A 25,188-nucleotide genomic window follows, 5' to 3' on the forward strand; every position below is an offset into this window, starting at 1 on the left:
TGATTTTGGTTTTGACTTTGTTAATTCTTCTGTCAGTTAATTCATGCTTGTCAGATCAAGTCTAAACTATTACATATAATGATAATTGTTATACTCACACCCCGGCATTACCGTTTGAAAGCATAGTTCGATAAATTTTAAAAAGTTCATGTTAGTCTCCTATAGTGTTAGTGGAATTTACTTTATGGTGGTGTCAGCCTCTTTGGTGTCATCTCAGCGTCCTTTTTCTTGTCATCCAAGTAGCCCTTTCCTTGTCATTCCAGTGCTTGACACTGGAATCTAGTTTCACCTTATGATGGTGTTATTCAAGTAGCCTCTATCCAAGTGCCCCTTTGGTGTCATCAGAGTAGCTGACACTGGGATGACAGGAAAAAAAGGCATTCTGATGACACTATTTTTTGTACTTTTGCATTCAATATTCGTACAATTATGTGTCAAGCAGTGGAATGACATTATCTACTATGCAAGATGTGAATTATAATAAGAAATGGAAAATATGAACATAACTATACATTCACAAGAAGACTTTGACTTTATGCGTAAAGCTGGCAGGCTTGCAGCTGAAACCCTTGATTTTATTGCACCATACGTCAAAGTAGGCGTAACAACTAATGAATTAAATGATCTATGTCATGATTTTATAATCAATGCAGGTGCAATTCCAGCACCACTGAATTATAAGGGATATCCGAAATCAATTTGTACTTCGAAAAATGCTGTTGTATGTCATGGTATTCCTGATGATAAACCTCTTAAAGATGGAGATATTTTAAATATTGACGTTACAGTGATTTTAAATGGCTGGTATGGTGATACAAGTCGCATGTTTTGGACTGGTAAACCCTCAATAAAAGCAAAGCGTTTGTGTAATGCTGCCTACAATGCGCTAATGGAAGCGATAAAACAAGTTAAGCCCGGCAATAAGTTAAATGAAATAGGATTTGCTATAGAAAAATATATTGAAGATTTTGGATATTCTATCGTACGCAATTATTGTGGACATGGCATAGGAAAGGTTTTTCATGCTCCACCAAATGTTGTACATTTTTATGATGAAGGTGAGGATCTTATCTTAAAAGAAGGCATGTTTTTTACGGTAGAACCAATGATCAATGCTGGAAAACATGAAACTCTGCTCAGCAAGCTAGATGGCTGGACAGTGACAACACGTGATCTTTCACTTTCTGCACAGTTTGAGCATACGCTTGGAGTCACAAAAGATGGAGTTGAAATATTTACACTATCACCTAAAAATTGGCATTTTCCACCTTATGATTAGATTTTTTAAACACTTGGTTTTTGAAAAAATCTAACTCTTAACTTGTGATATAGCAACTAACCCAATTAGTGCACAGAAAATCATGTAAAAACTTGCTAAAGTTCCTTGTCCTGTAACTTTGATAATAGTTGTGCATATAAATGGTGCAAGACCACCAAAAAATCCCGAAGCTATATTTCTTGATAAACCAAATCCACTGTATCGTACCTTTATTGGGAATAATTCGCACATAAACGCGCTAACAGGACCAAGAGAAGCAGCTATTGGGATTATAAAAAGAACGTGCGCCATTATGGTGAGCAAATTATTACCACTTAGTATCATTGAAAAAACTGGATAACTTACTACTATAAAAGTCACAAATGCAAATTTCATGACTCTTTCTCTCCCTACCTTATCAGAAAGTATTGCAAATAGTATAGTCAATCCTCCAAGTGCAATTTGGTTCAATACTTCCACTATGTGGTTAAAGTGAGTGTTGATTGTTGATGCAAGTACATTAAAAAACACTAAATATATGTAAAGAGATGCATTTTCAACTATGTCAACTCCAACTGATATTAAAAAAGGTTTTTTATAGCCGTTTAATAGTTCTTTTAACGGCAATTCATATGGCTTTTCCTGCTTTTTATATTCTGGGCTTTCATCGAGTATATATCTCATATATATACTGATTAATCCTATTACAAAACTGAAAATAAAAGGCAATCTCCATCCCCAAGATTCAAAATCGGATACTTTTTTGCATATAAGCACCACTATAAGACTTAATATTGAGCCAAGAATTGCGCTCAATACTTCAATACTGCCAAAGAATCCTCTTTTATTTTTAGGAGCATGCTCTATTAAAAATGGGGCATTTCCTGCCTCTCCTCCAAGAGATATACCCTGCAATAATCTTAAACATACCACCAGTACTGATGCGAGTACCCCAATGTTCTGATACCCTGGAACAAATGCAATAAGTACGGTTGATAGAGTCATCAATATGATAGAGAGAAATAGAGCAATCCTTCTTCCATATTTATCGCCAATGTGGCCAAATATAGCAGCACCAATTGGTCTTATTAAGAAACCCACTGCAAACACTCCAAAAGCTTTAAGTATGCTGACTAATTTGTCGTCTGATGGAAAAAACACATCTCCGATTATGCTTATTAGATGGCTGAAAAGCATGTGATCATACCACAACAAAGTGTTACAAATTAAACTTGATAGTATTACTTTTGTTATTTGTTGCACGAAATCTTCCGTAATTTGTTTGATATTATAGTAATATTACTTACTTTTTCAAACGTGAATTATGTAAATGTTATATTAATAATATTATCTTATTAAATTTTTATATCGTTGATTATATTTAAATATTCTTATACTATACCTATATATTTCCATATATTTTTTGGCGAGAAAGTTATTTTAATTTAAGTGCACAAAGTCTCTTGATATGACACATACTCCAGTTTTGTTAAAAGAGATGCTATTTCAATTAGCACCACAAAGTGGTGGCATATATGTAGATGCTACATTTGGGGCTGGAGGATATAGCAAAGCAATATTGGAATCCGCTGATTGCAAAGTGTATGCAATTGATAGGGATGAAACAGTTACCAAATTTTATGATGATCTGAACGTTAAATACCCTGATAGAATAAATCTATTTATTGAGAAATTTAGTAATATTAAAAATTTATTAGATAGTAATAATATTAAAGGTATCAATGGAATAGTTTTCGACGTTGGAGTTTCATCTATGCAGCTTGATAATGGAGATAGAGGATTCTCATTTCTACGTGATGGCCCACTTAACATGAGCATGGATAACTATTCTCATATGAATGCTTCGACATTTGTTAACGCTTTACGTGAAGAAGAGATTGCAAATACTATATATAATTATGGGGGTGAGCGTCATTCTCGTAAAATCGCAAGAGCGATAGTAAATGCGCGGAAGAAGAAAATTATCAAAACTACATTTGAACTTGCGGATATTGTACGTTCTGTAGTGTTTCGTGGAAAAAGCAAGATTGACCCTGCAACTAGGACATTTCAGGCAATCAGAATATGGGTAAATGATGAGCTAGGAGAGCTTGAAAAGGGTATTAAAGCTGCATCTGAGATTTTAAGTGAAAACGGCAAATTAATTGTAGTTACCTTTCATTCTCTAGAAGATCGTATAGTTAAAACCCTTTTTAAAGATTTGTGTGAACCAGGACCTACCAAGACATTCTCCCTTTTAAACAAAAAAGTGATTAAAGCAAGTTCGGAAGAAATAAATGCAAATCCGCGTGCGCGTTCAGCAAAATTAAGAGCTATACAGAGGTTGTCATGAGAACCTTCTGTATTATTTCAATAACTATGTTTTTACTATAGGGTTATTTAAGGTAAAATTACATGTCCACTCACTAAATAAATAGCTAACACAAATAAAACGTGAAATTAATTTAGTGCAAAGCAACATAAAAGTTCTTCAAGCAGAATGAAGTTATTTGAGTAATCCAAAAAAACTTGCAGTCTTACGGAGAAATACCTAAAAAATAACTCTTTGATACTAGCTAGCCAGGTTCAACTCTCTAAATAGCCGCAGTGCGTTAGCAAAATCATAGTAACGATTAGGTTTAGGTTTTTAGATAAACACACTACAATAAAATTTACTTTAGTATAAAATTATTTGCATAAGATTTTGGCAGTCTTTTAACATCTTTTGGCATTTCAATTGTGTACTTTGTGTTGTGTTTCTTTGCGTAAGATATTGCTTTTTCAAGAGAATCAAACTTTAATACAATCTGTTTTTGGGGATCTTTTGAGCCAACCCATCCCATCAAAGGTTCAATATAGTAAGAACAAGGCTCAATTTTTAGGTACCAGAATTTTGTATTACCTAAGCCAGATTGTGTTGCAGTTTTTGTTGGCTTATAAATCTTAAAAACTACTTGATCGTTAATACTCATAGCTCTTACTACGTAATCTTAAGTATATATCTAAATAAATTTTTCCACAAAGAATTAGTGTGAAAGAATGAAGTTTGAAATAAATATTTTTATGTTATATTATTAAATTATATAAAAAGGATTAGCTGAATAGGAGTAATCGATGGCACAGCAAGAAATGGTAACAATTAATGCAGAGTTACGTGATGTAAAAAAAAAGAAAGCGATTCAGGCTCTGAGGGAGAAGGGAAGTATACCTGCAGTTATATATGGTAAAGGGCATGATAACGTAAATTTGACATTGTCTGCAAAGGAATTTACTAAACAATATAAATCAGGTGCTCTTTCTGCACATTTAATAGAACTAGATATTTCAGGGAAAAAAGAATATGCTCTTGTTCGTGATATTCAATGGCATGTAGTAAAGGATACTGTGCAACATGTTGATTTTCAGTTTGTTGATAAAGGTAGTGAAATTAAAATAGATATACCTTTATCATTCATCAATGAAAGTAAATCACCAGGAATCAAATTAGGTGGAGTGCTTAATGTTTTGTGTCGTTCTATTACTGTCAAATGCTCTCCTGAGAAAATACCTCAACTCATAGAAATTGATTTGTCTGGCAAAATGATTGGTCAGTCTATACATATCAATGATGTAAAATTGCCAGAAGGTGTTAAATTTGTAGCTCATGAGGAAGAAAATTTTACCATTGTCACAATTTCTGCTGCCGATAGTGATGTTGAAGAGACTCAAACAAAAACAGAGGAGTAGTGCATTTAATAGCTGGGCTTGGTAATCCTGGTAGTAAATATGAATTAACTCACCATAATATTGGTTTTATCGTTATTGACGCAATCTACAAATATTGGAATTTTCAGTCATTTTCTAAGAAAGCCGATTACTTGATAACCTCTGGCATAATTAACAATAATAAAGTTATGCTAATAAAGCCTTCTTCATTTATGAATAATTCAGGTATTCCTGTTGCAAAAATAAAAAATTTTTACAAATTATCGCTAGACAATATTGTTGTCATACATGATGATGCTGACTTGAAATTTGGAAGAATAAAAGTAAAAAAAGGTGGTAGTTCTGCTGGACATAATGGACTTAAGTCTATAGATAGCTTTATTGGTAACGATTATTGGCGTTTGAGATTTGGAGTAGGTAGGCCTGAAAATCGGAAAAGCTTAGCAGATTATGTATTATCAAAATTTGAAAATTTTGATAATGTTATCCTCTTAGTGGAAAAAATAGCAAAAAATATACACCTAATGCTACAAGGAGATATCGCAGCTTTCATCAACTCAGTTGGGAGAGTGTGAAATATAGCAATTGAACAGGACATCCTATTCAATATAAAACTTGTATCCGTTCAGCAGGGTAGCAAAATAAGATAGACAAAAATATAGGAACAAATAGTCAGTGTGCAAACACACAGCTATACGAACATTGTGACAATTTGCGTAACAAATGGTGTCATCCCAGTGCTTGACACTGGGATCCAATTTTTCATTTAAGCTCATTAATTTAGCATAAGCTTACCGAATTAGTTTGCCTGTGAATTTTCTTAGATCCCAGTGTCAAGCACTGGGATGACACCAAAAGGGCTACTTAGGCGACAAGAAAAGAAGCACTGATTTCAACATTGCACATTAGCCATGCATCTGAATGGATACTAAAACTTCACCCTAATCTAGATTAGAATACTGATTCTTCTAGAAGTTGTTCGCGTTCCTCTTCTATTGCAATAGAGTTATCGTGATTTTTAAATAAATCTCTGATTTTTGTTTCTATTTCATTTGCAATTTCTTTGTTTGCCTTGAGGTAACTTTTTACATTTTCTCTTCCTTGGCCAAGACGCGTATTGTTATATGAATAATAAGCACCTGCCTTTTCAAGCACACCAAGCTTTGCTCCTATATCTATTATTTCTCCAAATTTTGATATGCCTTCATTGTACATTATATCGAATTTTGCTTCTCTAAATGGAGGAGCAACTTTATTTTTTACAACTTTAACTCTCGTTTCATTACCCGTAATATTCTCCTTATCCTTTATCGCACCAACTTTTCTTATATCAAGTCTTATAGAAGTATAGAATTTTAACGCATTCCCACCAGTGGTAGTTTCAGGATTTCCATATACTACTCCTATTTTCATACGAATTTGGTTAATAAATATCAATATACAGTTTGCTTTTGAAACTGCAGAGGTGAGCTTTCGTAGCCCATGACTTAGAAGTCTTGCTTGTAGTCCCATGTGCTGGTCGCCCATATCTCCTTCAATTTCAGCTCTTGGAGTTAGTGCTGCAACAGAGTCAATAACTATTACATCAACTGCACCAGAACATACTAAATACTCAACAATATGCAACGCTTGTTCTCCAGTGTCTGGTTGTGAAATCACTAAATCATCGGTGTTTACTCCAAGTTTACGAGCATATATAACATCCAGTGCGTGCTCCGCATCGATAAATGCACATAAACCTCCTTTTTTCTGTGCTTCAGCAATTACATGCAAAGCAAGGGTAGTTTTACCAGAACTCTCAGGGCCAAATATCTCAATTATACGTCCTTTTGGCAATCCCCCAACACCCAGAGCTGAATCAAGTGCAATCGACCCTGTAGATATCGTGTCTATTTTTTCTACAGGGTTTTGCTTTAGCTTCATTATTGCACCTTTACCGAATGCTTTTTCAATTTGACTTATTGCATTATCTAGTGCTTTTTGCTTATCATTATTTCTTTCTTCTGGATTATGTGCCATGGATCATTTATTAACTTGTATAGTCTCCATGGTAATTGAACGCAACCAATCTGCCAAGGGTTTTTTAATAACGAAGAACGTTAGTTACCTAAAATTAGATAGATAGACTTTGTAGTGCGATACAAAATAACGATAGAATACAATGGTAGTGGTTTCTCTGGCTGGCAAAAGCAACAACACTCTGCTAACTCAATTCAGGAAACCATAGAAAACGCTATATTTAATTTCAGTGGCGAGAGAGTCTCTTTGCATTGTGGTGGCAGAACTGACACAGGGGTTCATGCTTTAGGGCAAGTTGCTCATTTCAATATGGAAAGGCAATTTGAGCTTTACAGAATAAGAAATGGAATAAACTATCACTTAAAAGCGATTCCTATAGTTGTGCTTAGTGCAGAAGCCGTAGATGATGCATTTCATGCGCGATTTTCAGCAAAAAAAAGATATTATGAATATAGAATAATTAATCGCTACGCTCCTGCAGCTCTGGAAATCGGTTATGTGTGGCAAGTATTTAACCCACTTGACATAAACATCATGCGTGAAGCTGCTAGACACCTGCTTGGAAAACATAATCTTTCAAGCTTCCGCTCAAAAGATTGTCAAGCTACAAATCCGGTCAGAACAATCGATGATATTGATATAGTACAAAACGGAAGTCACATATACATCAAAATATCTGCGATTTCCTTTTTACATAACCAGGTGAGGATTATTGTTGGTACTTTAGTTGAATTTGGAAAAAATAGAACTAATCCACAAGAAATGCTAAACATATTAAGTCAATGTAAAAGAAACGCCGCTGGGGTCACTGCGCCGTCTCACGGCTTATACTTAGTAAAGATAGATTACTAGCTTAAGTCCTCATTGGCATTACTATATATAGTGCACTTGGATCATCTTCATCAGTGATAATTGTAGCGCTATTACCATCTGATAGGCTGACCTTACATTTGTTTTTTATACAAGATAAAGCATCAAGCAAATAACGAGAATTAAATCCTACTTCCATAAGAGCTCCATCGTAATCCACCTCTATAGACTCAGTCGCATCACTGCACTCTTGGGAATTTGAATGTAGAGTTAATAAATTCTCTTGCAATGAAAATTTAATTGATTTTATTTTATCGGACACAACAACAGAAACCCGATCTATAACGCTAGCAAGCTTACTACTCTCAACAATCATTTGTTTATCTTGAGACGTTGGAATGACAGCTTTGTAATCTGGAAAAGTCCCATCTATCAATTTTGATATTAGAATATACTCACCACATGTAAATTTGATTTTTCTATCTGAAAGTTTTATATTTATCTCATTACAATCACCCAATACTTTCAACAGTTCCATGATAGTTTTACGTGGAATGATCACCCCAAATTCTCCGTTGATATCTTCAGGTTTAGGCCTTTTTATACATGATAAACGGTGGCCATCAGTTGCAACGCAGTACAGAAATTGCTCATCTGTATGCAGATATATCCCGTTTAAATTATACCTTGTATCATCCAGCGACACAGCAAACTTCGTTTTAGTCAACAAGTCTACCAAATCTGCACTTAGTAGAGTGAAATCGTATTGATGATCACCTTCTTCAAGAACAGGGAAGTTATTTGAAACTACGTTCGGTAAAGAAAAATTTGCATTTCCACAGGATATCAATAATTTTCCTTGATTATTCATTTCGAAATTGACATCCAAATTAGTTGGCAATTTTTTCACTATGTCATGTAAAGTATGTGCTGAGATTTTCACTTCTCCTTCTGCTGATACATTTGCAGTAAGTGAGGCAAATATTGAAATGTCAAGATCAGTAGCCTTCAATTTTATGCTGCCATGTTGTGCTTTGATATTTATACACGCTAAAACATCTATCGCGTTGCGCCTTTCAACCACTCCACTTACCCTGGATAGCGTATTTAAAAGGCTTGCACGACTTACACTAAAACGCATTTGTTCACACACAGAACTTTGTTCTTTGATTCCTATATCTACAATTTTTGACATATTAATTCTCAAAAATATATTTTAAATGATATTCATATTCTATGTAAAGTGATATCCATATTTTTGTCTGAGAGACAAAACAGCCTATCTTATACTTTAGTGATCAATAATTTACTTTGTATGGCATAAGTCATGCATTTTTTGGTACGCTTTTTGAAAGCCAAGCAAGGAATAAGTATCATCAACATTTGCTGTTTTTACTTTTCCATTAACTACCATTGATAATCCCTGCTTCATTTTTAGAATCAAATCTTGGTCCATTTTTGTATCATCTGTCCACGCAAGACTTCCCTGTATTATTGGCAATTGATATTTAATTTTTTTATCGATATTGAGAACTACAGGCTCATTATTATACTGAAAGCCAGAAGTGACGCTCACCTCATCTGCTTTTTTATCAACGTAACTGACCATTACATACGGCTTGCGGTCAGCTGTATAATGTTCACTTTTTTTCTTAGGATGAGATACAATGTAACACACTTTTTCACCATCTTCCAATGCAGTGTACACAAGCCAATCTTTATATTTTTCCTTCAGTTGTACGTTACTAACCGATGCAAGAGTACCTATTGAAAAAAGTATTAGAAATACAAAAAGACTACGCATGTAAACCAAGTTTCAAACTCTCTGATTTTACATGTTGTTTTACCTTACTCATTGCTTGCTTAGCCAATTGTCTTATTCTTTCTCTTGAAACACAATATTTTTTGCTAAGCTCATCCAAAGTCTGAGTACTTTCAGATAAATATCTGCTAATGAAAATGTCTCTTGATCTTTCATTAAGACTTGCCAGCGCATTGCTTAAAATTGTTTCTTTTAATGCCTTTTCTTCATGATTCTGGTAAGCTACTTCTTGACTAACTAAATTACACGGAATCATATCTTGTAACTCCTTTTTAGAGTCATCACCTATTTTTATACAATTATTTAACGACTGATCCTTACAAGCCAGACGATAGCTCATCTGTACAACATCTTCTTCAGATACAGAAAGCTCATTTGATATTGCTTTTATTTCTTCTTTACTCAAAGTTTCTCTGTTTGTGTATTGTAAAATTCTTTTTTTTATTTTACGTAAACTAAAAAACAATCTCCTTTGTGCTTGCGTTGTACCTATTTTTACAAGTGACCAAGATTTTAATATAAAGTCTTTCATTGAAGCTTCAATCCACCATACTGCATAAGTTGAAAAACGAAATCCCAAGTCAGGATTGAATTTTTTCACTGCATGCATTAAACCCATATTTCCTTCCATGACCAGGTCCATCAACAATAGACCGTAATTCTTAAATTTCATTGCAATTTTTACTACCAAATTCAAATGGCTAGTAATCAACCTGTGAGCAGAAGAAATATCCTGGTATTCTTGCCAATTTTTTGCTAATCGCACTTCCTCTTCTTGGGAAAGCATAGGAAATTTTCGCACTTCAGCAATATATTGCATAAGATTAGTGCTACTATTAACACATAAATTTGCTACTGGGGTCAACATAATAACTTAAATTAAAACTCTGTACATATAATATATTGATTTTCAGCAAAAGATTCAAGCTTTAATTAAAAAAGCATAACTTTATACCTAGTTGAGATCTTAACAACAGCTACCTAAATGTAGCATTAAAATTGCTAGCGTGTAACGATAAAAACTACATTAAATAAATAATGTGTTATTCCAGTGCTCAAACACTGGAATCCACATTTCTTTTTTCTAGATCCCAGTGTCATGCTACTTGAATGACAAGAAAAAACCCACTGGGATAATAAGACAAAGATAGACTAGAAATTAAATGCTACTCCAGCTTCTGCACCAACAGTGCTGTAAAGAACTTTGATTCCGCCATCATCTTTAGCTGTCTTACCAAAATTAGCACCATAAGAACCAAAATAACGAGCACCAGCATAAAGCTTGATTTCTGGGGTTACATCATAACTAACACCAGCTTTTGCTTGATAAGCAAAACCAAATCCAGATTTTTTATCACCAGTAACCTCTGTTACTAAAGGATTGCTTACATACGCTGCACCAACACCAACACCAACATATGGAGTGATAGGCATATCTTCAATTGCTATATCGTAATAAACATTAACTAGCCCTGAAAATGCTGTTAAACTTTCTACAACTGCTGGAGAAGTATCTACTACATCTGCATCTTTACTCAATTGTGAGTAAAGTCCTTCAACATCAACCCTGATATCATCCATTTTATAACCAAATGCACCACCTCCAGCTAGAAAAGATGCTTTTAAGGGACTATTGTTGTCCTTACCTGATTTATATGTAACACCATCAATCTTTGTTTTAAAAGGTAAAACTTCACCATTATATTGCAAACGAACATAGTAGCTAGTTTCTTCATCACTTATTGGACCAATAGGGTCTGATGAAAAAGCAGAGTTTGATAGGCTTAGCAACGTCACTAAAGCAGCTGCCGAAAAAAACTTTTTATAATGCATAATTGCCCTCGTTAAAAAAATTAAAATTCCACTTTAGCAGTCTAAATAATAACTAAAGTTAAGTCAAGTGCTAACTTAATAACACAAAACCTTCTGTATCTTAACTAACTTTTAGGAAAATACAAAGATTTTATTAATTAATAAATAGAGTTACTCTACTTTTTTTACTCTTGATCTTCTGACACCTATTTCACTAATGTCTTTTTATCTTCTGATCTGCATTCATCATTGTGAATTGCTGCATATTCATGCAGTAATATGAATGTACTTCATGGAAGTACTAGTATAAAAGGAAAACACTTAGTTACTGCATTAAGGCAAACTTCAGTAGTAAATTTAAAAAGGAAGTTTAAATCCAGGTGGTAACCCCATCATACCTGCAAGATCAGAGGTTGCATTTGCCATATCTTCTTCTGCTTTTTTAATGGCATCATTAAACGCTGCTGTCACTAAATCTTCTACTATGTCTTTTTCTTCATTTCTCATAAGCTCTAAGTCTATGTTTACCTTTTTAGCTTTATAGCCACCTATTTTTATAACTTCCACTAATACAGAAACTTTGCCACCACCAGAAATACCTTGAAATTCTTTTCCAATATATTTTTCTTGGGCTTCCGCAAGCTTTTTTTGCATTTCTTGCGCTTGCTTCATTATTTGACTGAAATCCACAACCTACTCCTTATTTTCTATATTAATTACCTTTGCACCTTTAAACGTATTTAATATATCCTTAACTACAGGTGCATAATTTAAATTACTCACTTCCCTATTCATATAACTCGTATCAACTATAATAACCCACTCCTGATTAGTAGCTTGATTTAAGTAACTTTTCAAGTCATTACAAAAATTACTGTTCAAGTTAGATACAGCTTTTAATTTTAAATACCCAAATTTACAATCTATTAATTTTAGATTACTACACAGTTGTTTGTAAAGATAAATTTGGTTACTCCGCCTTAATAGTTGCAAAATCTTATCAAAATCGTAATTTTGTTGTTTATTTTTCACATGGATCCCAGTGTCACGCACTGGGATGACAGAGTGGGGTTTTTCCACATATTTTTTTGGATCTGAGTAGTCAGCTACTTGGATGACAGGGGGGGAAGGTGCAACAGGTCTGCCCTGTCTATTTCCTTGCTCTACATTCTGTGAAAGAATTTTTTTGATCACCTGTTCCGGAGAAGGCAAATCAGAAAGATAACAAAGGCTAATTAACATCATTTCAGCAGCAACCTCATTGCATGTTGAAACCTTTATATCTTGAATACCCTTAAGCAGCACCTTCCACAATCTCGAAAAAAATATTAAAGACTTTTTTGCACTCAAATCTTTTACTCTGCTCTTCTCATATTCTGTATCAATCTCTTTTGTAATTAAAAAACGGCATATTAACTGGATTGTTTGCAGTAGATCTTCAAAAATATTGAGCGGATTTGCTGTTTTTACCACATTGTCGAATACTAACAAAGCCTTCTGTAAATCACTGTCTAATACTGCTTCCAGTAGATCAAATATAACGTTTCTATCTACTAGACCAAGTATGTCTGTAACACTTTGAGTGGATATTGTACCATCTTTGCTATATAGCACTGCTTGATTCATCAAAAATAAAGCGTTACGCATTGAATTGCTACAGTGGTGCGCAATTAATTCCGATGCTTCTTTTTCAATAAAATAATTTTCTTTTTGTGCAATATCATTTAAACGCTCCATTATCTTAGCTGAAGGAATGTTATGTAAGTCAAACCTTTGACAACGTGCAATAACAGTTATTGGTATCTTTTTTATTTCTGTAGTTGCTAGAATAAACTTTACGCTAGATGGTGGTTCTTCTAGAGTTTTAAGTAATGCATTAAATGCATTACTGGATAACATGTGTACTTCATCTATAATGTAAACTTTAAATTTAGAACTTATTGGTAAATAGCAAATATCTCCCAAGATCGCTCTAACATCCTCAACACTAGTGTGACTTGCCGCATCGATTTCAACTATATCTGGATGGCTTGAATTTTTTATTGCCAGACAACTTGTACATGATCCACAAGGTTCAAAAGTTGGCCCCAATGAGCAGTTCAAACATAAAGCTATTATTCTTGCAGTGGTGGTTTTACCAATTCCACTGCTACCAGAAAGCAGTATAGATTGTGGAATTTTGTTGAGAGTAAAAGCATTTTCTAGTATACGCACCAATATATCTTGACCTACTAAATCTTTAAAGCTACTAGGACGATATTTTAATGCTATGTTCATAGCCTAGAATAAAACAAATAGTACAAATAGGTATGCAACCCAAAAAGATTCTGATATGGTTGCTTCATTTCTGACCTGACCAAGTTACAGAATTTTTGCCTGCATACCTTATAAAAGGTTATACTTTTTTTTTTTTTTAGCAAGGTATATTCTATATTAGTCTTATAATTTATATGTTAGACCTTTTGCAACATTACTTTGGAGTAAACAGCTGTTACCTAAAATACTCTTCTTCTGTCATCCCAGTGCGTGACACTGGGATGGCTTTGTTGCATAGCACCTTAAGCAGTGATGGTTTACGACAAATTTATGTAATGATTTCAAATTTAGCCATACCAATACCAGTGAATTTGTTGAGCAAATAGCACTTAATTAGTAATTCTTTTTCACGATTTACTTCAGATTTATTCCTAAACAAATACTTGCTTCAACCTTGAGAAAAATCCTTCTATGTAAGATCTTTTTCCATAATTTACTTCTTTTTCCATTCTTTCATGCCATCTTCACCGTATAATTTTATTAACCTAATAGCAGCATTCCTGTCAGACATATAATCTATTTCTGGATGTTCTGCCGCATTGTTTATTGGTGGAATTTTTGTCTTTATATCATATTCGTTACACAACTTATAAAACTTGTGCCTATCACATGCTCTATCTGCATATAGTGCTTTTATGGCATGCTGAAAATCAACTTCTTTTAGCAAATCACAAGTGATCAGAGTAAACACCGTTACTGTATTTTACAGCTATGGCTTTTTTGTTGTTTATATTCAACATTACGTGCAATTTTCTCGTTTGCTCATAGCCACTCTGTCAGTGCTATTTTCCTTGCTGTGTGTTGTTGTATATACTAATTCCTGTACTGTCTATAGCAATTTCGATATCTTCTATATTATTTTCTGCAATCATTTATCTTAATATTAAGTTTTTTTGATGCTTGTGAATAGCTGCAAATCTCTTCCTATTTGTTGCAAATACCCTTTTATAAACCCGACTGTTTGTCTTAAACCAATTCTAAAGAAACTGACGATTATATGCACCAAAATCACAACTTTATCACTATAAATATAGTTGCCGCCCTGCATTTTTGGACTATTTTCATACCAATTTTCGATAGCTTCATCGATGTAACGAAAAATATTCCCCCTTTTTTCAAGGAATTTGTTATATTCGTTTTGGTTACTGACTTTCATTTTCTGTGGCATATTTTTTCTTCAACAGTTAAATGGCTGTTTTATAATGAATTTTGTCAGTAACTGCCAGTTCTTTTCACTTGAGCGATGCAACAAAGCCCATTGGGATCCAACTAAGTTGGTAAACACTTTACAACGTTTTTTGCACAAAAGGACTGGATTCTAGCGTCACGCGCTAGAATGACATCAACTTTTGAATCCAGTTATGCAAGAAATCTATTCATTTGAAACTTGTTTGAGAAACGTAGCTATAAAAACCGCAGGTACCAGTTGGTTTTTATTAGCTAAAGTAAAGGTCAAATATCTGGAATTCTGGACATAAAATCCCCCTGTAAAAAAGATTAGAAAAAAATGCAGAGCACACATGACAGAAATTAAGTATACACTGAAGAGGATACGCTACATTTTTTTATGAGTTTAATAAAAAAGGTCTGCAGACAAAGATAGATTTTTGAGCTCTAAAAATATCTATAATTATAATTGGATTCAAAATACGCGGAAGTAATTTTTTTAGCTATAAAATAATTCTGTCTTGTAAAAGTTTAACAAGAGAACCAAAAAGTTAGTGTCATAAATATTTTTATCAAAAACTATTTTAAAAAAATTTAAATAGAGTTGAAAAATTTTAAAGATGAGATACCCTACCTGAAATGCAATCCCTGTAAAATAAAGAAATATGAAAGGTGAAATAAACACTGCAGCAAATTTTCAAGCAGAAGACCTTGAGTCTAAAAATGCTACAGATCTTGATTGTTTAGCTAACTCTCTAAATTCTTTGAATGCAAAGAGTGCTGAGATTAAAGATAAAAGGAACGATGTGCCTTTTTCCAGTAGAAAAAGCAACTCGCATGTTTTAGAACTTTTTTCTAGTGAAAATGTTGAGATTAACATTCCAGATGAAACACCTTGTGCCACTCGGAGTGAATCAGGTATAGCTGAACTGTTTAGAGGTATAGCTGGGTTGTTTAAAGGCAGGGGTAGTATATGAACATAAACCTTTATCAATCTAAAGTGAAACGTAGCTCTGCAATTGATTACAGTACTACAGAAAGTATAGGGTCACGGCTATTAAATATCTGTGAAGGAGAAGAAGATATCTATTTTGACCAAGAGATTGATTCTCTATATAAAGAGGGCTGTTTGTATGATGCCTTATTGTTGCAAGATAAGAAAAATCAGGACACACCTTTACATTTGGCCATAAAAAAAATCGTGCTGATTTTGTAAAAAAGCTTTTGTCTATTCTTAAGGAACCATACTGTTCAAATGAGTTTTACAAGCACAAATATTTTGAACGTAAGCAAGAGAATGAAAAGCCGCTTTCTAAAGTTATTAATACTAAGAACAAAGACGAAAAAGATGTAATTACTCTGGCTATTGAAGGTAATAATTCAAAATGCGTTTCAGTTCTTTTCGACTACTTAACTCGTGAACATATTAACAGAAGGAAAGATGTTGAAAGTGAGTACACACCTCTACACGAAGCTGTGCTTCTTGGCAAGAATGAAGTAATCAAAGAGCTTCTAAAATCAAGAGATATAGATACTGAATTTATGGATAAGGAATCTTACAAAGCATATAATTATGCTAATAACAAAGAGGCAATAGAATTGTTTATTAAGCACTATAGTAGTAAAATTAGTGAGTTGCGTATAAAATTAGAAGATAATAATAAAAAACTAGCGCGGATTAAGTGCGTCCTAAACAAAACAAAACTTACTTGCGTATGCTTAGCAGCCTTCGGCTCTTGTTTTAGAATGTATAAAAATTCTCATGACATAATAAATGAAGAAGTGAGTGAAGATATGTTATATTATTCTCTTGAATTGCTCTCCAACACTACAGGTCTAATATTATTTTTTAATTATTTGATCGATACAATACTTTCCAAGTATGAAGAAAAAAATTCTAGTTTGAATAAAGAATCGGACAGTTATGTGGAAGAAAGAAATATGTTGAAAAATAAATTACGTCATTTTCAAAAAAGAAGTACCGTAGTAACTACGCAAATGTGTGAGATAATTTCAGTTATACCTGAATCAGAGTTAGGTTACAGTAGATTGTGATTACATTAATTTTTTCAAGACAGTTCTAAAAAAAGTGGGAAATCTTTTTCATAGCCAATCAAACTAAGCTTTCTTTACGAAAGGTTTGATGTTATCATTTTATAAACTATATCCTGAATTTGTTAAATGAACATTAATATAAAGAATTTAGTTCATGCTTTTTCTAAATTGCCAAGTTTAGGTCCATCATCATCACGAAGGTTAGTTATACATTTGCTCCAAAATAAAGAGAAAGTCATGCTACCGCTTGCATCTTTGATTAGAGAGCTAGCGGATCTTATAATAGAGTGCAAAATTTGTGGAAACCTAGATACTAAATCGCCGTGTTCTATTTGTACTAACCCAAAGCGTGACACCAAGTTAATGTGTGTAGTAGAAGAATTGGGTGATCTATGGGCATTTGAAAAAGGGAATATATATTCAGGTATGTATCATGTTTTGGGTGGAAGGCTATCAGCAATAAATGGCATAGGTCCAAAAGAACTGAATCTTGATAACATTCCCAAAAGAGTTACAGAATTTAAAATTGAAGAGGTCATTATTGCAATCAATCCGACATTAGAAGGCCAAGTTACTGCGCAATATATAATTGAATTGCTAAAGAATTCGAATGTAAAAATATCGCGCCTTGCTTGTGGTATACCGATAGGTGGAGAAATTGACTACCTAGATGAAGGGACTCTGAAGATAGCGCTTACGTCAAGACAAGAGTATGAGTTAAATATAAAGTAAGGTATGTGCTTAAAAAAACTTACATCGCTAATAACCTTCAGAAAAAAAGAAGAGAAACAATTGCCTAAGGTAATAAATTGGGAAGGTGATTGCTTGGGTTATAAGCAAATTGCAAGTAAATTTAGTTCTATAATCAAGACAATCGATAAGTCTTTTTCAATCGTATCCTTAGAAGGATATGATAAGTGGGGTAAGACATTTTTTTTGAAAGAATGGGTAAAGGATCTAGAGCAGCAAAATGAAATTGCAGCTTATTACAGCGCATGGGATATTAGTGCGCTAGATCAACCATTGCCTTCTTTTTTGCATTTCTTGTTTGAGGATCTATTCGCATCATACAAAGTAAAAAGGAGTGTTATACAGCAGTTCAAAAACATAAACCAAGAACTATTTTCTCTCAATACATTAGGAAAGCTGATCAGTAAATCTCCACTTGCTATGCTTTCAGTATTTCTCGATGCTGCAAAAGAGGCTGATAAGAAAGACATTGGTTTTGTCTTGGGTGAATTAAATCTTCTCCAAAGGAGAAAAGAGAACATTAGAGACTTTAAGATACAACTAGCAGATGTGGTTAATAAAATCAGGAAAGATAAAAACATTTATATAATGGTCGATGATCTTGATATATGTCGCCCTAAATTCATTGTCGATTTTTTAGAATCCATAAAGTACATGCTTGATGTCGAGGGACTGGTTTTCATTATCTCTGTTAGCCAAGATAAGAGTAATGTGCAAAGAGCAATTAGCACAATACTTGGACCAAATTTTAGCCTAAAATCTTTTACTGATCTCTCTTTGCATTTGCCAAAACAGCCAACAGAGCAGTTTATAAGAAAACTGTTTGAAAGTTCTGAATTACCGAAAAAATCAAAGAGCTTAATTATAGATAGCTTTATATTTTATGCAGAAAGCTTCTCATTATCACTGCAGGCAATACAATACTGTATAAGGAGAATAAAGCTATGTTTTTTGAACCATGCAAAAGAAGAATTACTTGATCCGAATTTATTTACATTTTTAGTAATACTACAGTCAGTAAACACTGATTTGTACGAGGAATTATATTCATCACCTCAGAAAGTACTGGAGAAGATTGAGAGTGATTTAATGCCAAATGGTCAAGAAGAATGGAAAAAGCTTAAAATCTCTCTTGAGACTACTTTTAAAAAAAAAGAATCAAAGACTAACAAATCTTTGAAGCAAATAAGAGATATTATATTCTAGCACTTTCTTCTTAATTTGCATGACACAATGGTTGTACTTATTCCAGTTTAGCATTGGAACCATAAGTTGGCCCACATAAATTTTAGCATGTGTGACCTTGAAAGATCGCAGTGCAATACTTAAATTATTAGAGTAGTAGGCTAATAATGGAGCTCAAAATGCACAACATACAAGAAACTGAAAGTTTAAAATTTGACGCTGAAGTAGGCAAAGTACTAAATATAGTAATTCATTCACTTTATACTAATAAGGATATTTTCTTGCGTGAGTTAATATCAAATGCATCAGATGCATGTGATAAATTGCGCTATGAATCACAATTAAATGCTGATTTATTAGATTCAAGTGATGAGTTGAAGATTACTATTAGCTCCAGTAAAGATAAGAATGAGCTGTATATAACCGACAATGGAATTGGCATGAACAGGCAAGATTTAATAGATAATCTTGGCACGATTGCAAGTTCTGGTACGCAAAAATTCTTGGATGCAATTAAGAATAATAAAGATTCGAGCCAAGCTGTAGAGCTGATTGGAAAGTTTGGTGTTGGTTTTTATTCAAGCTTCATGGTTGCTTCAGAAGTTATAGTAGAATCAAGGAAAGCCGGAGAAGAAGAGTCTTGGGTGTGGAAATCTAAAGGAGATGGAGAGTATTCAATCAGCAAATTAGATGGTCAAATCTCTCGTGGCACAAAAATTACGCTCATCATGCGTCCTGAAGAAAGCGAATTTTTAGACAAATTCCGTATTGAAAACATCGTTACTACTTACTCTGACCACATAAATTTTCCCGTTGAGTTTGTAAATGAAGAAGGAAAAAGTGAAAAATTAAATAGCAAAGCTGCAATTTGGACTAAGCCAAAAAATGACGTTACTCCAGAAGAGCACAACGACTTCTTCCGTGGTGTTGCACATGTGGGCGGTGAGCCTTGGATGATATTTCATAATAAAAATGAAGGTGCAATAGAGTATACGAACTTGCTTTATGTTCCTTCTATCAAGCCTTTTGATTTATTTCATCCAGATAGACGCTGCTCTGTAAAATTGTATGTAAATAAAGTGTTTATCACTGAAGATAATGTGCAGATTATACCGCAGTACTTGCGTTTTTTGAAAGGTGTGGTTGATTCACCGGATTTGCCTCTCAATATCAGCAGAGAAACACTGCAAAATAATCGTGTAGTTGAGCAGATTAGGAAATCTTTAACTAAGCGCATAATATCAGAGCTCGGCAAAAAAGCAAAAGAGAATTTAGAGGAATATACAAAATTCTGGGGCAATTTTGGTGCGGTGTTAAAAGAAGGTCTTTGCGAAGCTATGCCAACTGATGAAAGAGAAGCATTGCTTTCCATTTGCAGATTTCATAGCACCAGTGATGGTAAGCTAGTTAGCATTGATGATTATATAAGCAGAATGAAGCCTGAACAGGAACATATCTACTATCTCACAGGTAATAGTCTCGATTCAGTGAAAAACAGTCCACAACTTGAAGGATTTGTCAGTAAGGGATTGGAGGTGCTTCTATTTGTTGATCCAGTTGATGATTTCTGGACTAGCGTAATTCATGAATATAAAGATCAAAAATTTAAGTCTGTAACTCGTGCAGATGTTGATTTAGAAAAATTCTCTTCAGAAGAAGGTAAGAAAGATGAAGAAAATAAATCAGATGAAAACAAAAGCGAAGAAAACGCGGATTCTATACTCGAATACTTCACCAAGGTTCTTGGAAGCTTAGTAAAAAGTGTAAAGATCTCTAAGAAATTAACCGATAGTCCTGTGTGTCTAGCAGTTGATGAAGGAACTATGGATCTCCGTATGGAGCGTTTTTTACGTGAACAGAAGCAGCTAAATTACCGCACGCCAAAAGTACTTGAAATTAACATTAAGCATCCTTTGATAAGAAACATAATGGAATCTCACGCTGAAAATGGTGAAAATCCAACACTTGGAGATATGATTTACTTATTGTTCTATCAAGCTTGTATAGTGGAAGGTGAAGAGATGGAAGACGTAAGTCTATTTGCTAAAAGGCTCAATAACTTGCTTGGCAAAATTTCTATTTAATGCTATACTTAGTTTAGCTAATAATTAGGGGGTAAAACATGGGGTGGAATTTACTTGGTGGGCTCATGCCGCCAGCAGTAGATACTGCAGAAGAAAGGGAGCGTCGCCATTCCAGAGATTCAGGTGCTGAAGAAGAATTCGAAGTTTTAGAACAAGAAGAAATTAAGGAGCATCGTCATTCTGGAGATTCAGGCAATTGTTCAGAGGTTGAGGAAGGACAAAATACTAACAGAGCAATTGAATTGGAATTTCAGCTAACACAATCTTTGCTAAGTCAAGTAAAGGCAGGTGAGAATAATAGGAATGCAAATTCTGGCAAGCAAGCACAACTTGATTTGGAAAGAATGGATTTTTTAATTAATGGGCAAACAATAAGCAAAGCGTATGTTCACGAGTCATATTGCCAGTACAATCACTTAATTTCGAGTGAAAATGCAAATTACCGCCTGTTTGCTAAGCAAGTTTTCACAGAAATGTTTAAATATGCTAAGGCAGAAACTCCAAATGACAATATATTAGAAGAGTTAATTACTAATTGCAATCAGGCTGGGTATGATGGCTCTTTGTTAATGCAGCTCTCTCCTATATTCTCTAAGCATAAACTAAGCTTGCCTCATGCCAACGATAGAAAGATAAGTATTGTATATAATAGCCAAGGTTCTCTCAATATTCAGTATTGTCCAAGTATGCCTGTTAGAGAACTTGATACGAATAAGGAAATATGCAGGGTTGATGCTATTTTAGAGTTCACCCTTAAGTTTCGAGATAGTAAGGTAGAGTATGAAAACGGCAAAGTAACATTTGCCATTCCTGAACAATTAGAGAATTACAAAGCTGATGGCAAAAGTTTGTTAGATGAAATAAATAGGCATTTCGAAGATGAGGATAATAGAATTACAGAGACTCTTGAGAAAAATATGAATGAAGGACCTAAGTCATTTGCTGCTGAAGACTTGTCTATTACTGAGAGTTCATCTGATAGTAGTGAAGTAGCAAACAAAGTAGTTACTGATCCAGGCATTTTAGGTAATGTTGCGAATGTATTGGTAGGTGTTGCAGAAGTTACAGCAGTTGTAGCAACAGAGTTATTTTGGCCTCAAGATCAGGTTAATATAGAACCAAGGCATAATGAAGAAGAATTTACCATTATCCCTAAAAATTTAACCTTTGATGGATTAATAGACGTTATAAATAAAGCAAAAAATTATGGTGATTACGCAGGTTTAGATAAAACTATAAATAATATAGAGGAAAGCGATAGATTTATTACTGATTTGAATTGTGGTAATTTGAAGGATTTTTGCTCTCAACAGCTTAATTTGACTGATCATACGCACAATGTGCTGTTGAATAATAGTTATGATGAAACAAATGGTTATTATAATCATTCAGTAAAAGAGCTTTCACTACTAGCCATTGCAGCTAATGATACGCTTGTGGAAAGATATGCAGAAACGCATAAAAGTATATTATTTACGCAAGATGAAGGGCTCGATAGGCTACTTATTGGTGTTGGTGGACAATGCTATATTAAGTTTTTATTAGAGCATTTGGATAAGCCGAATCATACTATGTTTTTGGATGGTATATGTAAAAAACTTGAAAGGGCATCTTTTGTTGGTAATCAAAAATGCGTAGAAGTGATACTAAATAGGTTTAAGAATACTGAGGCTGAAGGTAGAATTATTTTTTCATCTAAACTTTTGCACTATGCTATACACTTAGCTCCTGAAAGTAAAGCGGCAGAGGTAATTGTTAATCGTAAAGTTGTTGATATTAATAGTATAGATAATTCTGGAATTGCACCTTTGCATTATGCTGTAGCACGTGATAATTTTAAACTAATAAGCTTACTTATTGAAAATGGTGCTAATGTTGATGTTCAAGATGAGAGGCATGGCAGAACAGCTTTACATTGGGCTGCTTACCATGATAAATTTGAAATAGTAAAATTACTTGTAAACAAGGGAGCTGATTGGAACATTAAAGATAGAGATGGCAAAACAGCTTTAGATCTGGTAGGAACGAAAAGTTTATATTTGGTAAGGGAAGAAAACAGGGAAAAATCTTCTAGTGAATCAAAAATCACAAAATTTCTTGAAGGTTTAGATGATAAAACACCTTTGCATTTAAATATTAAAAAAGATCCAGAATCCAAAAATATTGATAATCAACGGCCACAAAGGAGTATTGTTGATAAAGAAGAAAATATTATGAATAATAAAAAGGTTTCAATAGAAGAAACTATAGATAATAATAATTATAGGAGGGGTAAAATGCCTAAAAATATAGAAGAGAAATTGTCTAATGCTATCTTCGCTCTTAATTATGAAGAAGTAATGTCTTTAGTGGAAAAGGTAAGGAAAGAGGACAATAGTGTAGACACAAAGCAAATCTTGAATAAAGCCTTAGAAGACGCTAATAAGACGGAAGTTGGTAAGAAAGATAAACTATCTCAAAGCAAGCTCGCAAAAATTAAAATATTTCTTGAAAAAGAGTTCGAGCATGTTGCTGCATTATCAGTGAGTGGTAATATAGCTGCTACTGCAAGTAGCCAAGAAATTCCTGTAGTGGAGCGTAAAGAAAGCGAGCCGGATTCACCATCACTGAGTTCTGAAGATGATGATTTTTCTAAACTTGAAAGTGACGATTCTCCTAGAATTTCTTCAGATTCTCCTTCGTTTGATATTATTTCTGAAACAGAAGTACCTGAAACTGCAGCAGAAATGCCTTCAATGGTCACTGAGGGAAAGTCTGATGATCTAAATGACGAAAAAGATGATCAGCAAAATCTTACAATACCTACAGCTGTAGATCAGGGTACATCGCCTATTCCCGAAAGTCAATGTGGTACTGCACACAATAAAGAAGATTTTACTGTTCTACCTCAATCATCATCATTAGGTTTTGCAAATGAAAGTGTTAATACCGTAATATCAATTGATAATAACAGAAAAGAGCAAACTTCTAATAAACCCGCCAAGCATGTAGAACAAGTTGCTAACGAAAATATACAACCAAAATCAGTAGCTAATAAGCAAGCTAGTAATAGCAACAAAATTTACACAAAAGAGAATAGCGTTAAATGGCCTACTGTGGCTACATGGATGTTTGCAGTAACTGGAGTACTTTCATTAGCTGCTGCACCAGTTGCATATTTTGCTCTCGGTACTAGTCTACTGGTAGCAGGAGTAGCGGCAGGCATTGGAGCTTTCTGTATAGTTGCTGCTATAGCTGTACATTATTATAATAAGGCACCTTCAGGTCCACTTAAAGGACCAGATGTTGAGGAGGTTGTTCGTAATGCTGCTGTAGAAGCAAGTTAAGAAATAGTAGTCTATCATTTAATAATTTATTATAATTATATTGATTGTTAATAGATAAAAACTTGGTAGACTACGAAGAGATGCTTGCTAAGTTGACAAAATTGCCATTTAATGCTACACTTAGCTTAGCTACTAATTAAGAGGAAAAACATGTTAGGTTCAGATTTTGTATCACAGGAATCAAACAAAATTTTAAAGAAATCAGATTCTAGGGATTCGGGAACTGAAGAAGGGTTTGAAATTTTAGAACGAGAGGAAAAAGAGCGCCGTCGTTCTGAGGATTCAGGTAATGAAAGTCAAGAGGAATCTGGCGTTAATAATTCTGATACTAAATCTAGTGCAGTAACTACGTTAGAATTTCAGCTAACGCAATCTCTGCTGGGTCAAGTAAAGGCAAATGAGAATAATGAAGATGTAAAGTCTGGTAACACAGCTTATCAAGACCTATATAGAACGGATTTTTTTGTAATCAATGATCGCACTATAGATAATAGTTTCATTAAAGGGTTATATGATAAATATAATGAGGGAGATGATAAAGGTCTGTTTGCAAAGTATGTTTTTACGGAAATTTTTAAACATGCTAAAGCAGAAGTTCCAAATGACTATATACTGGAAGAGTTAATTACTAGTTGCAATCAGGCTGGGTATGATGGCTCTTTGTTAATGCAGCTCTCTCCTATATTCTTTAAGCATAAACTAATCTTGCCTCATGCCAATGATAGAAAGATAAGTTGTAATAGTTTAGACTTGATCTGACAAGCAAACAAAGTAAGATAAAAATATAGACAAGTTTTAAAGGAGTGTCAGATATGAATACAACACAAGAAAATGTAATAGTTTAGACTTGATCTGACAGGCATGAATTAACTGACAGAA

At 33.9% G+C, this 25,188-nt stretch carries 24 protein-coding genes, 1 other RNA gene and 1 pseudogene; 15 read left to right on the forward strand and 11 right to left on the reverse strand.

Annotated features, from left to right (window positions below; genetic code table 11):
• Window positions 1–148 precede the first annotated feature (148 nt).
• Window positions 149–283, forward strand: coding sequence for a hypothetical protein (locus tag JR053_RS02920; protein ID WP_416603492.1), 135 nt, complete (start codon window positions 149–151; stop codon window positions 281–283).
• A gap of 213 nt (window positions 284–496) precedes the next feature.
• The gene (gene map, locus JR053_RS02925) at window positions 497–1,279 is read left to right on the forward strand and encodes a type I methionyl aminopeptidase (protein WP_010403864.1); all 783 of its coding nucleotides are present in this window, start codon (window positions 497–499) and stop codon (window positions 1,277–1,279) included.
• A gap of 30 nt (window positions 1,280–1,309) precedes the next feature.
• Here the strand turns inward: map and JR053_RS02930 are convergent, their stop codons facing one another.
• Window positions 1,310–2,521 (reverse strand): MFS transporter, encoded by a 1,212-nt coding sequence (locus tag JR053_RS02930; RefSeq protein WP_029237637.1) that lies wholly within the window; start codon window positions 2,519–2,521, stop codon window positions 1,310–1,312.
• 205 nt (window positions 2,522–2,726) lie between these two features.
• Between JR053_RS02930 and rsmH the strand changes: the two genes are divergently transcribed.
• Complete coding sequence (gene rsmH, locus JR053_RS02935) at window positions 2,727–3,611, forward strand: 16S rRNA (cytosine(1402)-N(4))-methyltransferase RsmH (protein WP_010403870.1); 885 nt, start codon at window positions 2,727–2,729, stop codon at window positions 3,609–3,611.
• 319 nt (window positions 3,612–3,930) lie between these two features.
• On the opposite strand, the gene JR053_RS02940 is transcribed toward rsmH, so the two are convergent.
• Window positions 3,931–4,230: an ETC complex I subunit gene (locus tag JR053_RS02940; RefSeq protein WP_007302320.1), complete on the reverse strand. Its 300-nt coding sequence runs from the start codon at window positions 4,228–4,230 to the stop codon at window positions 3,931–3,933.
• Between the two features lie 142 nt (window positions 4,231–4,372).
• Here JR053_RS02940 and JR053_RS02945 point away from each other — a divergent pair, with 142 nt between their 5' ends.
• On the forward strand, window positions 4,373–4,984 hold the full coding sequence (locus tag JR053_RS02945) for a 50S ribosomal protein L25/general stress protein Ctc (RefSeq protein ID WP_010403884.1): 612 nt from the start codon (window positions 4,373–4,375) through the stop codon (window positions 4,982–4,984).
• On the forward strand, window positions 4,984–5,538 hold the full coding sequence (gene pth, locus JR053_RS02950; protein ID WP_010403886.1) for an aminoacyl-tRNA hydrolase: 555 nt from the start codon (window positions 4,984–4,986) through the stop codon (window positions 5,536–5,538). Before JR053_RS02945 ends, pth begins: the two co-directional genes overlap by 1 nt.
• A gap of 376 nt (window positions 5,539–5,914) precedes the next feature.
• On the opposite strand, the gene recA is transcribed toward pth, so the two are convergent.
• Window positions 5,915–6,982 carry a recombinase RecA gene (gene recA, locus JR053_RS02955; protein WP_010407051.1) on the reverse strand — a complete coding sequence of 356 codons (1,068 nt, stop codon included), beginning with the start codon at window positions 6,980–6,982 and terminating at the stop codon, window positions 5,915–5,917.
• 114 nt (window positions 6,983–7,096) lie between these two features.
• Here recA and truA point away from each other — a divergent pair, with 114 nt between their 5' ends.
• Window positions 7,097–7,834 carry a tRNA pseudouridine(38-40) synthase TruA gene (gene truA / locus JR053_RS02960; RefSeq protein WP_010407052.1) on the forward strand — a complete coding sequence of 246 codons (738 nt, stop codon included), beginning with the start codon at window positions 7,097–7,099 and terminating at the stop codon, window positions 7,832–7,834.
• 1 nt (window position 7,835) lies between these two features.
• Here the strand turns inward: truA and dnaN are convergent, their stop codons facing one another.
• From dnaN to ffs, 7 genes are all read right to left on the reverse strand, one after another.
• The gene (gene dnaN / locus JR053_RS02965) at window positions 7,836–8,987 is read right to left on the reverse strand and encodes a DNA polymerase III subunit beta (protein WP_010407054.1); all 1,152 of its coding nucleotides are present in this window, start codon (window positions 8,985–8,987) and stop codon (window positions 7,836–7,838) included.
• Window positions 8,988–9,098: 111 nt separating this feature from the next.
• Window positions 9,099–9,596 carry an invasion associated locus B family protein gene (locus JR053_RS02970; protein WP_010407056.1) on the reverse strand — a complete coding sequence of 166 codons (498 nt, stop codon included), beginning with the start codon at window positions 9,594–9,596 and terminating at the stop codon, window positions 9,099–9,101.
• Window positions 9,589–10,482, reverse strand: a complete 894-nt coding sequence (locus tag JR053_RS02975; protein ID WP_264686809.1) for an RNA polymerase factor sigma-32 — start codon at window positions 10,480–10,482, stop codon at window positions 9,589–9,591. The genes JR053_RS02970 and JR053_RS02975 overlap by 8 nt, the downstream gene beginning before the upstream one ends.
• A 284-nt stretch (window positions 10,483–10,766) precedes the next feature.
• On the reverse strand, window positions 10,767–11,447 hold the full coding sequence (locus JR053_RS02980; RefSeq protein WP_010407060.1) for a P44/Msp2 family outer membrane protein: 681 nt from the start codon (window positions 11,445–11,447) through the stop codon (window positions 10,767–10,769).
• Between the two features lie 336 nt (window positions 11,448–11,783).
• The gene (locus JR053_RS02985; protein ID WP_006013488.1) at window positions 11,784–12,098 is read right to left on the reverse strand and encodes a YbaB/EbfC family nucleoid-associated protein; all 315 of its coding nucleotides are present in this window, start codon (window positions 12,096–12,098) and stop codon (window positions 11,784–11,786) included.
• Between the two features lie 21 nt (window positions 12,099–12,119).
• Window positions 12,120–13,703 (reverse strand): DNA polymerase III subunit gamma/tau, encoded by a 1,584-nt coding sequence (gene dnaX / locus JR053_RS02990; protein ID WP_416603498.1) that lies wholly within the window; start codon window positions 13,701–13,703, stop codon window positions 12,120–12,122.
• Window positions 13,704–13,719: 16 nt separating this feature from the next.
• An RNA gene (gene ffs / locus JR053_RS02995) (signal recognition particle sRNA small type) lies at window positions 13,720–13,818 on the reverse strand.
• A 58-nt stretch (window positions 13,819–13,876) separates the two neighbouring features.
• Here ffs and JR053_RS03000 point away from each other — a divergent pair.
• Window positions 13,877–14,068 carry a hypothetical protein gene (locus JR053_RS03000; protein WP_416603511.1) on the forward strand — a complete coding sequence of 64 codons (192 nt, stop codon included), beginning with the start codon at window positions 13,877–13,879 and terminating at the stop codon, window positions 14,066–14,068.
• Here the strand turns inward: JR053_RS03000 and JR053_RS03005 are convergent.
• Window positions 14,011–14,910, reverse strand: a pseudogene (locus tag JR053_RS03005) (IS5 family transposase). The gene JR053_RS03000 and the pseudogene JR053_RS03005 overlap by 58 nt on opposite strands.
• A 664-nt stretch (window positions 14,911–15,574) precedes the next feature.
• Between JR053_RS03005 and JR053_RS03010 the strand changes: the two are divergent.
• The 8 genes from JR053_RS03010 to JR053_RS03045 all read left to right on the forward strand — a co-directional run bounded on the left by JR053_RS03010 (window position 15,575) and on the right by JR053_RS03045 (window position 25,068).
• Window positions 15,575–15,886 carry a hypothetical protein gene (locus JR053_RS03010; protein WP_010403135.1) on the forward strand — a complete coding sequence of 104 codons (312 nt, stop codon included), beginning with the start codon at window positions 15,575–15,577 and terminating at the stop codon, window positions 15,884–15,886.
• Window positions 15,883–16,125, forward strand: a complete 243-nt coding sequence (locus JR053_RS03015) for a hypothetical protein (RefSeq protein ID WP_416603501.1) — start codon at window positions 15,883–15,885, stop codon at window positions 16,123–16,125. Before JR053_RS03010 ends, JR053_RS03015 begins: the two co-directional genes overlap by 4 nt.
• A gap of 8 nt (window positions 16,126–16,133) precedes the next feature.
• On the forward strand, window positions 16,134–16,964 hold the full coding sequence (locus JR053_RS03020) for an ankyrin repeat domain-containing protein (protein ID WP_416603503.1): 831 nt from the start codon (window positions 16,134–16,136) through the stop codon (window positions 16,962–16,964).
• Window positions 16,965–17,096: 132 nt separating this feature from the next.
• Window positions 17,097–17,696 carry a recombination mediator RecR gene (recR, locus tag JR053_RS03025; protein ID WP_405197680.1) on the forward strand — a complete coding sequence of 200 codons (600 nt, stop codon included), beginning with the start codon at window positions 17,097–17,099 and terminating at the stop codon, window positions 17,694–17,696.
• Window positions 17,697–17,699: 3 nt separating this feature from the next.
• A complete protein-coding gene (locus JR053_RS03030; protein ID WP_010403185.1) occupies window positions 17,700–18,920 on the forward strand; it encodes a KAP family P-loop NTPase fold protein in 1,221 nt (406 codons plus the stop codon).
• 158 nt (window positions 18,921–19,078) lie between these two features.
• Window positions 19,079–20,983, forward strand: coding sequence for a molecular chaperone HtpG (htpG, locus tag JR053_RS03035; protein WP_010403187.1), 1,905 nt, complete (start codon window positions 19,079–19,081; stop codon window positions 20,981–20,983).
• A 38-nt stretch (window positions 20,984–21,021) separates the two neighbouring features.
• On the forward strand, window positions 21,022–24,309 hold the full coding sequence (locus JR053_RS03040; protein WP_416603506.1) for an ankyrin repeat domain-containing protein: 3,288 nt from the start codon (window positions 21,022–21,024) through the stop codon (window positions 24,307–24,309).
• Between the two features lie 150 nt (window positions 24,310–24,459).
• Complete coding sequence (locus JR053_RS03045; RefSeq protein WP_416603508.1) at window positions 24,460–25,068, forward strand: hypothetical protein; 609 nt, start codon at window positions 24,460–24,462, stop codon at window positions 25,066–25,068.
• The last annotated feature ends 120 nt before the right edge of the window (window positions 25,069–25,188 follow it).

The sequence above is a fragment of the Wolbachia endosymbiont of Nasonia vitripennis genome (assembly GCF_048054115.1).
Classification (GTDB): domain Bacteria; phylum Pseudomonadota; class Alphaproteobacteria; order Rickettsiales; family Anaplasmataceae; genus Wolbachia.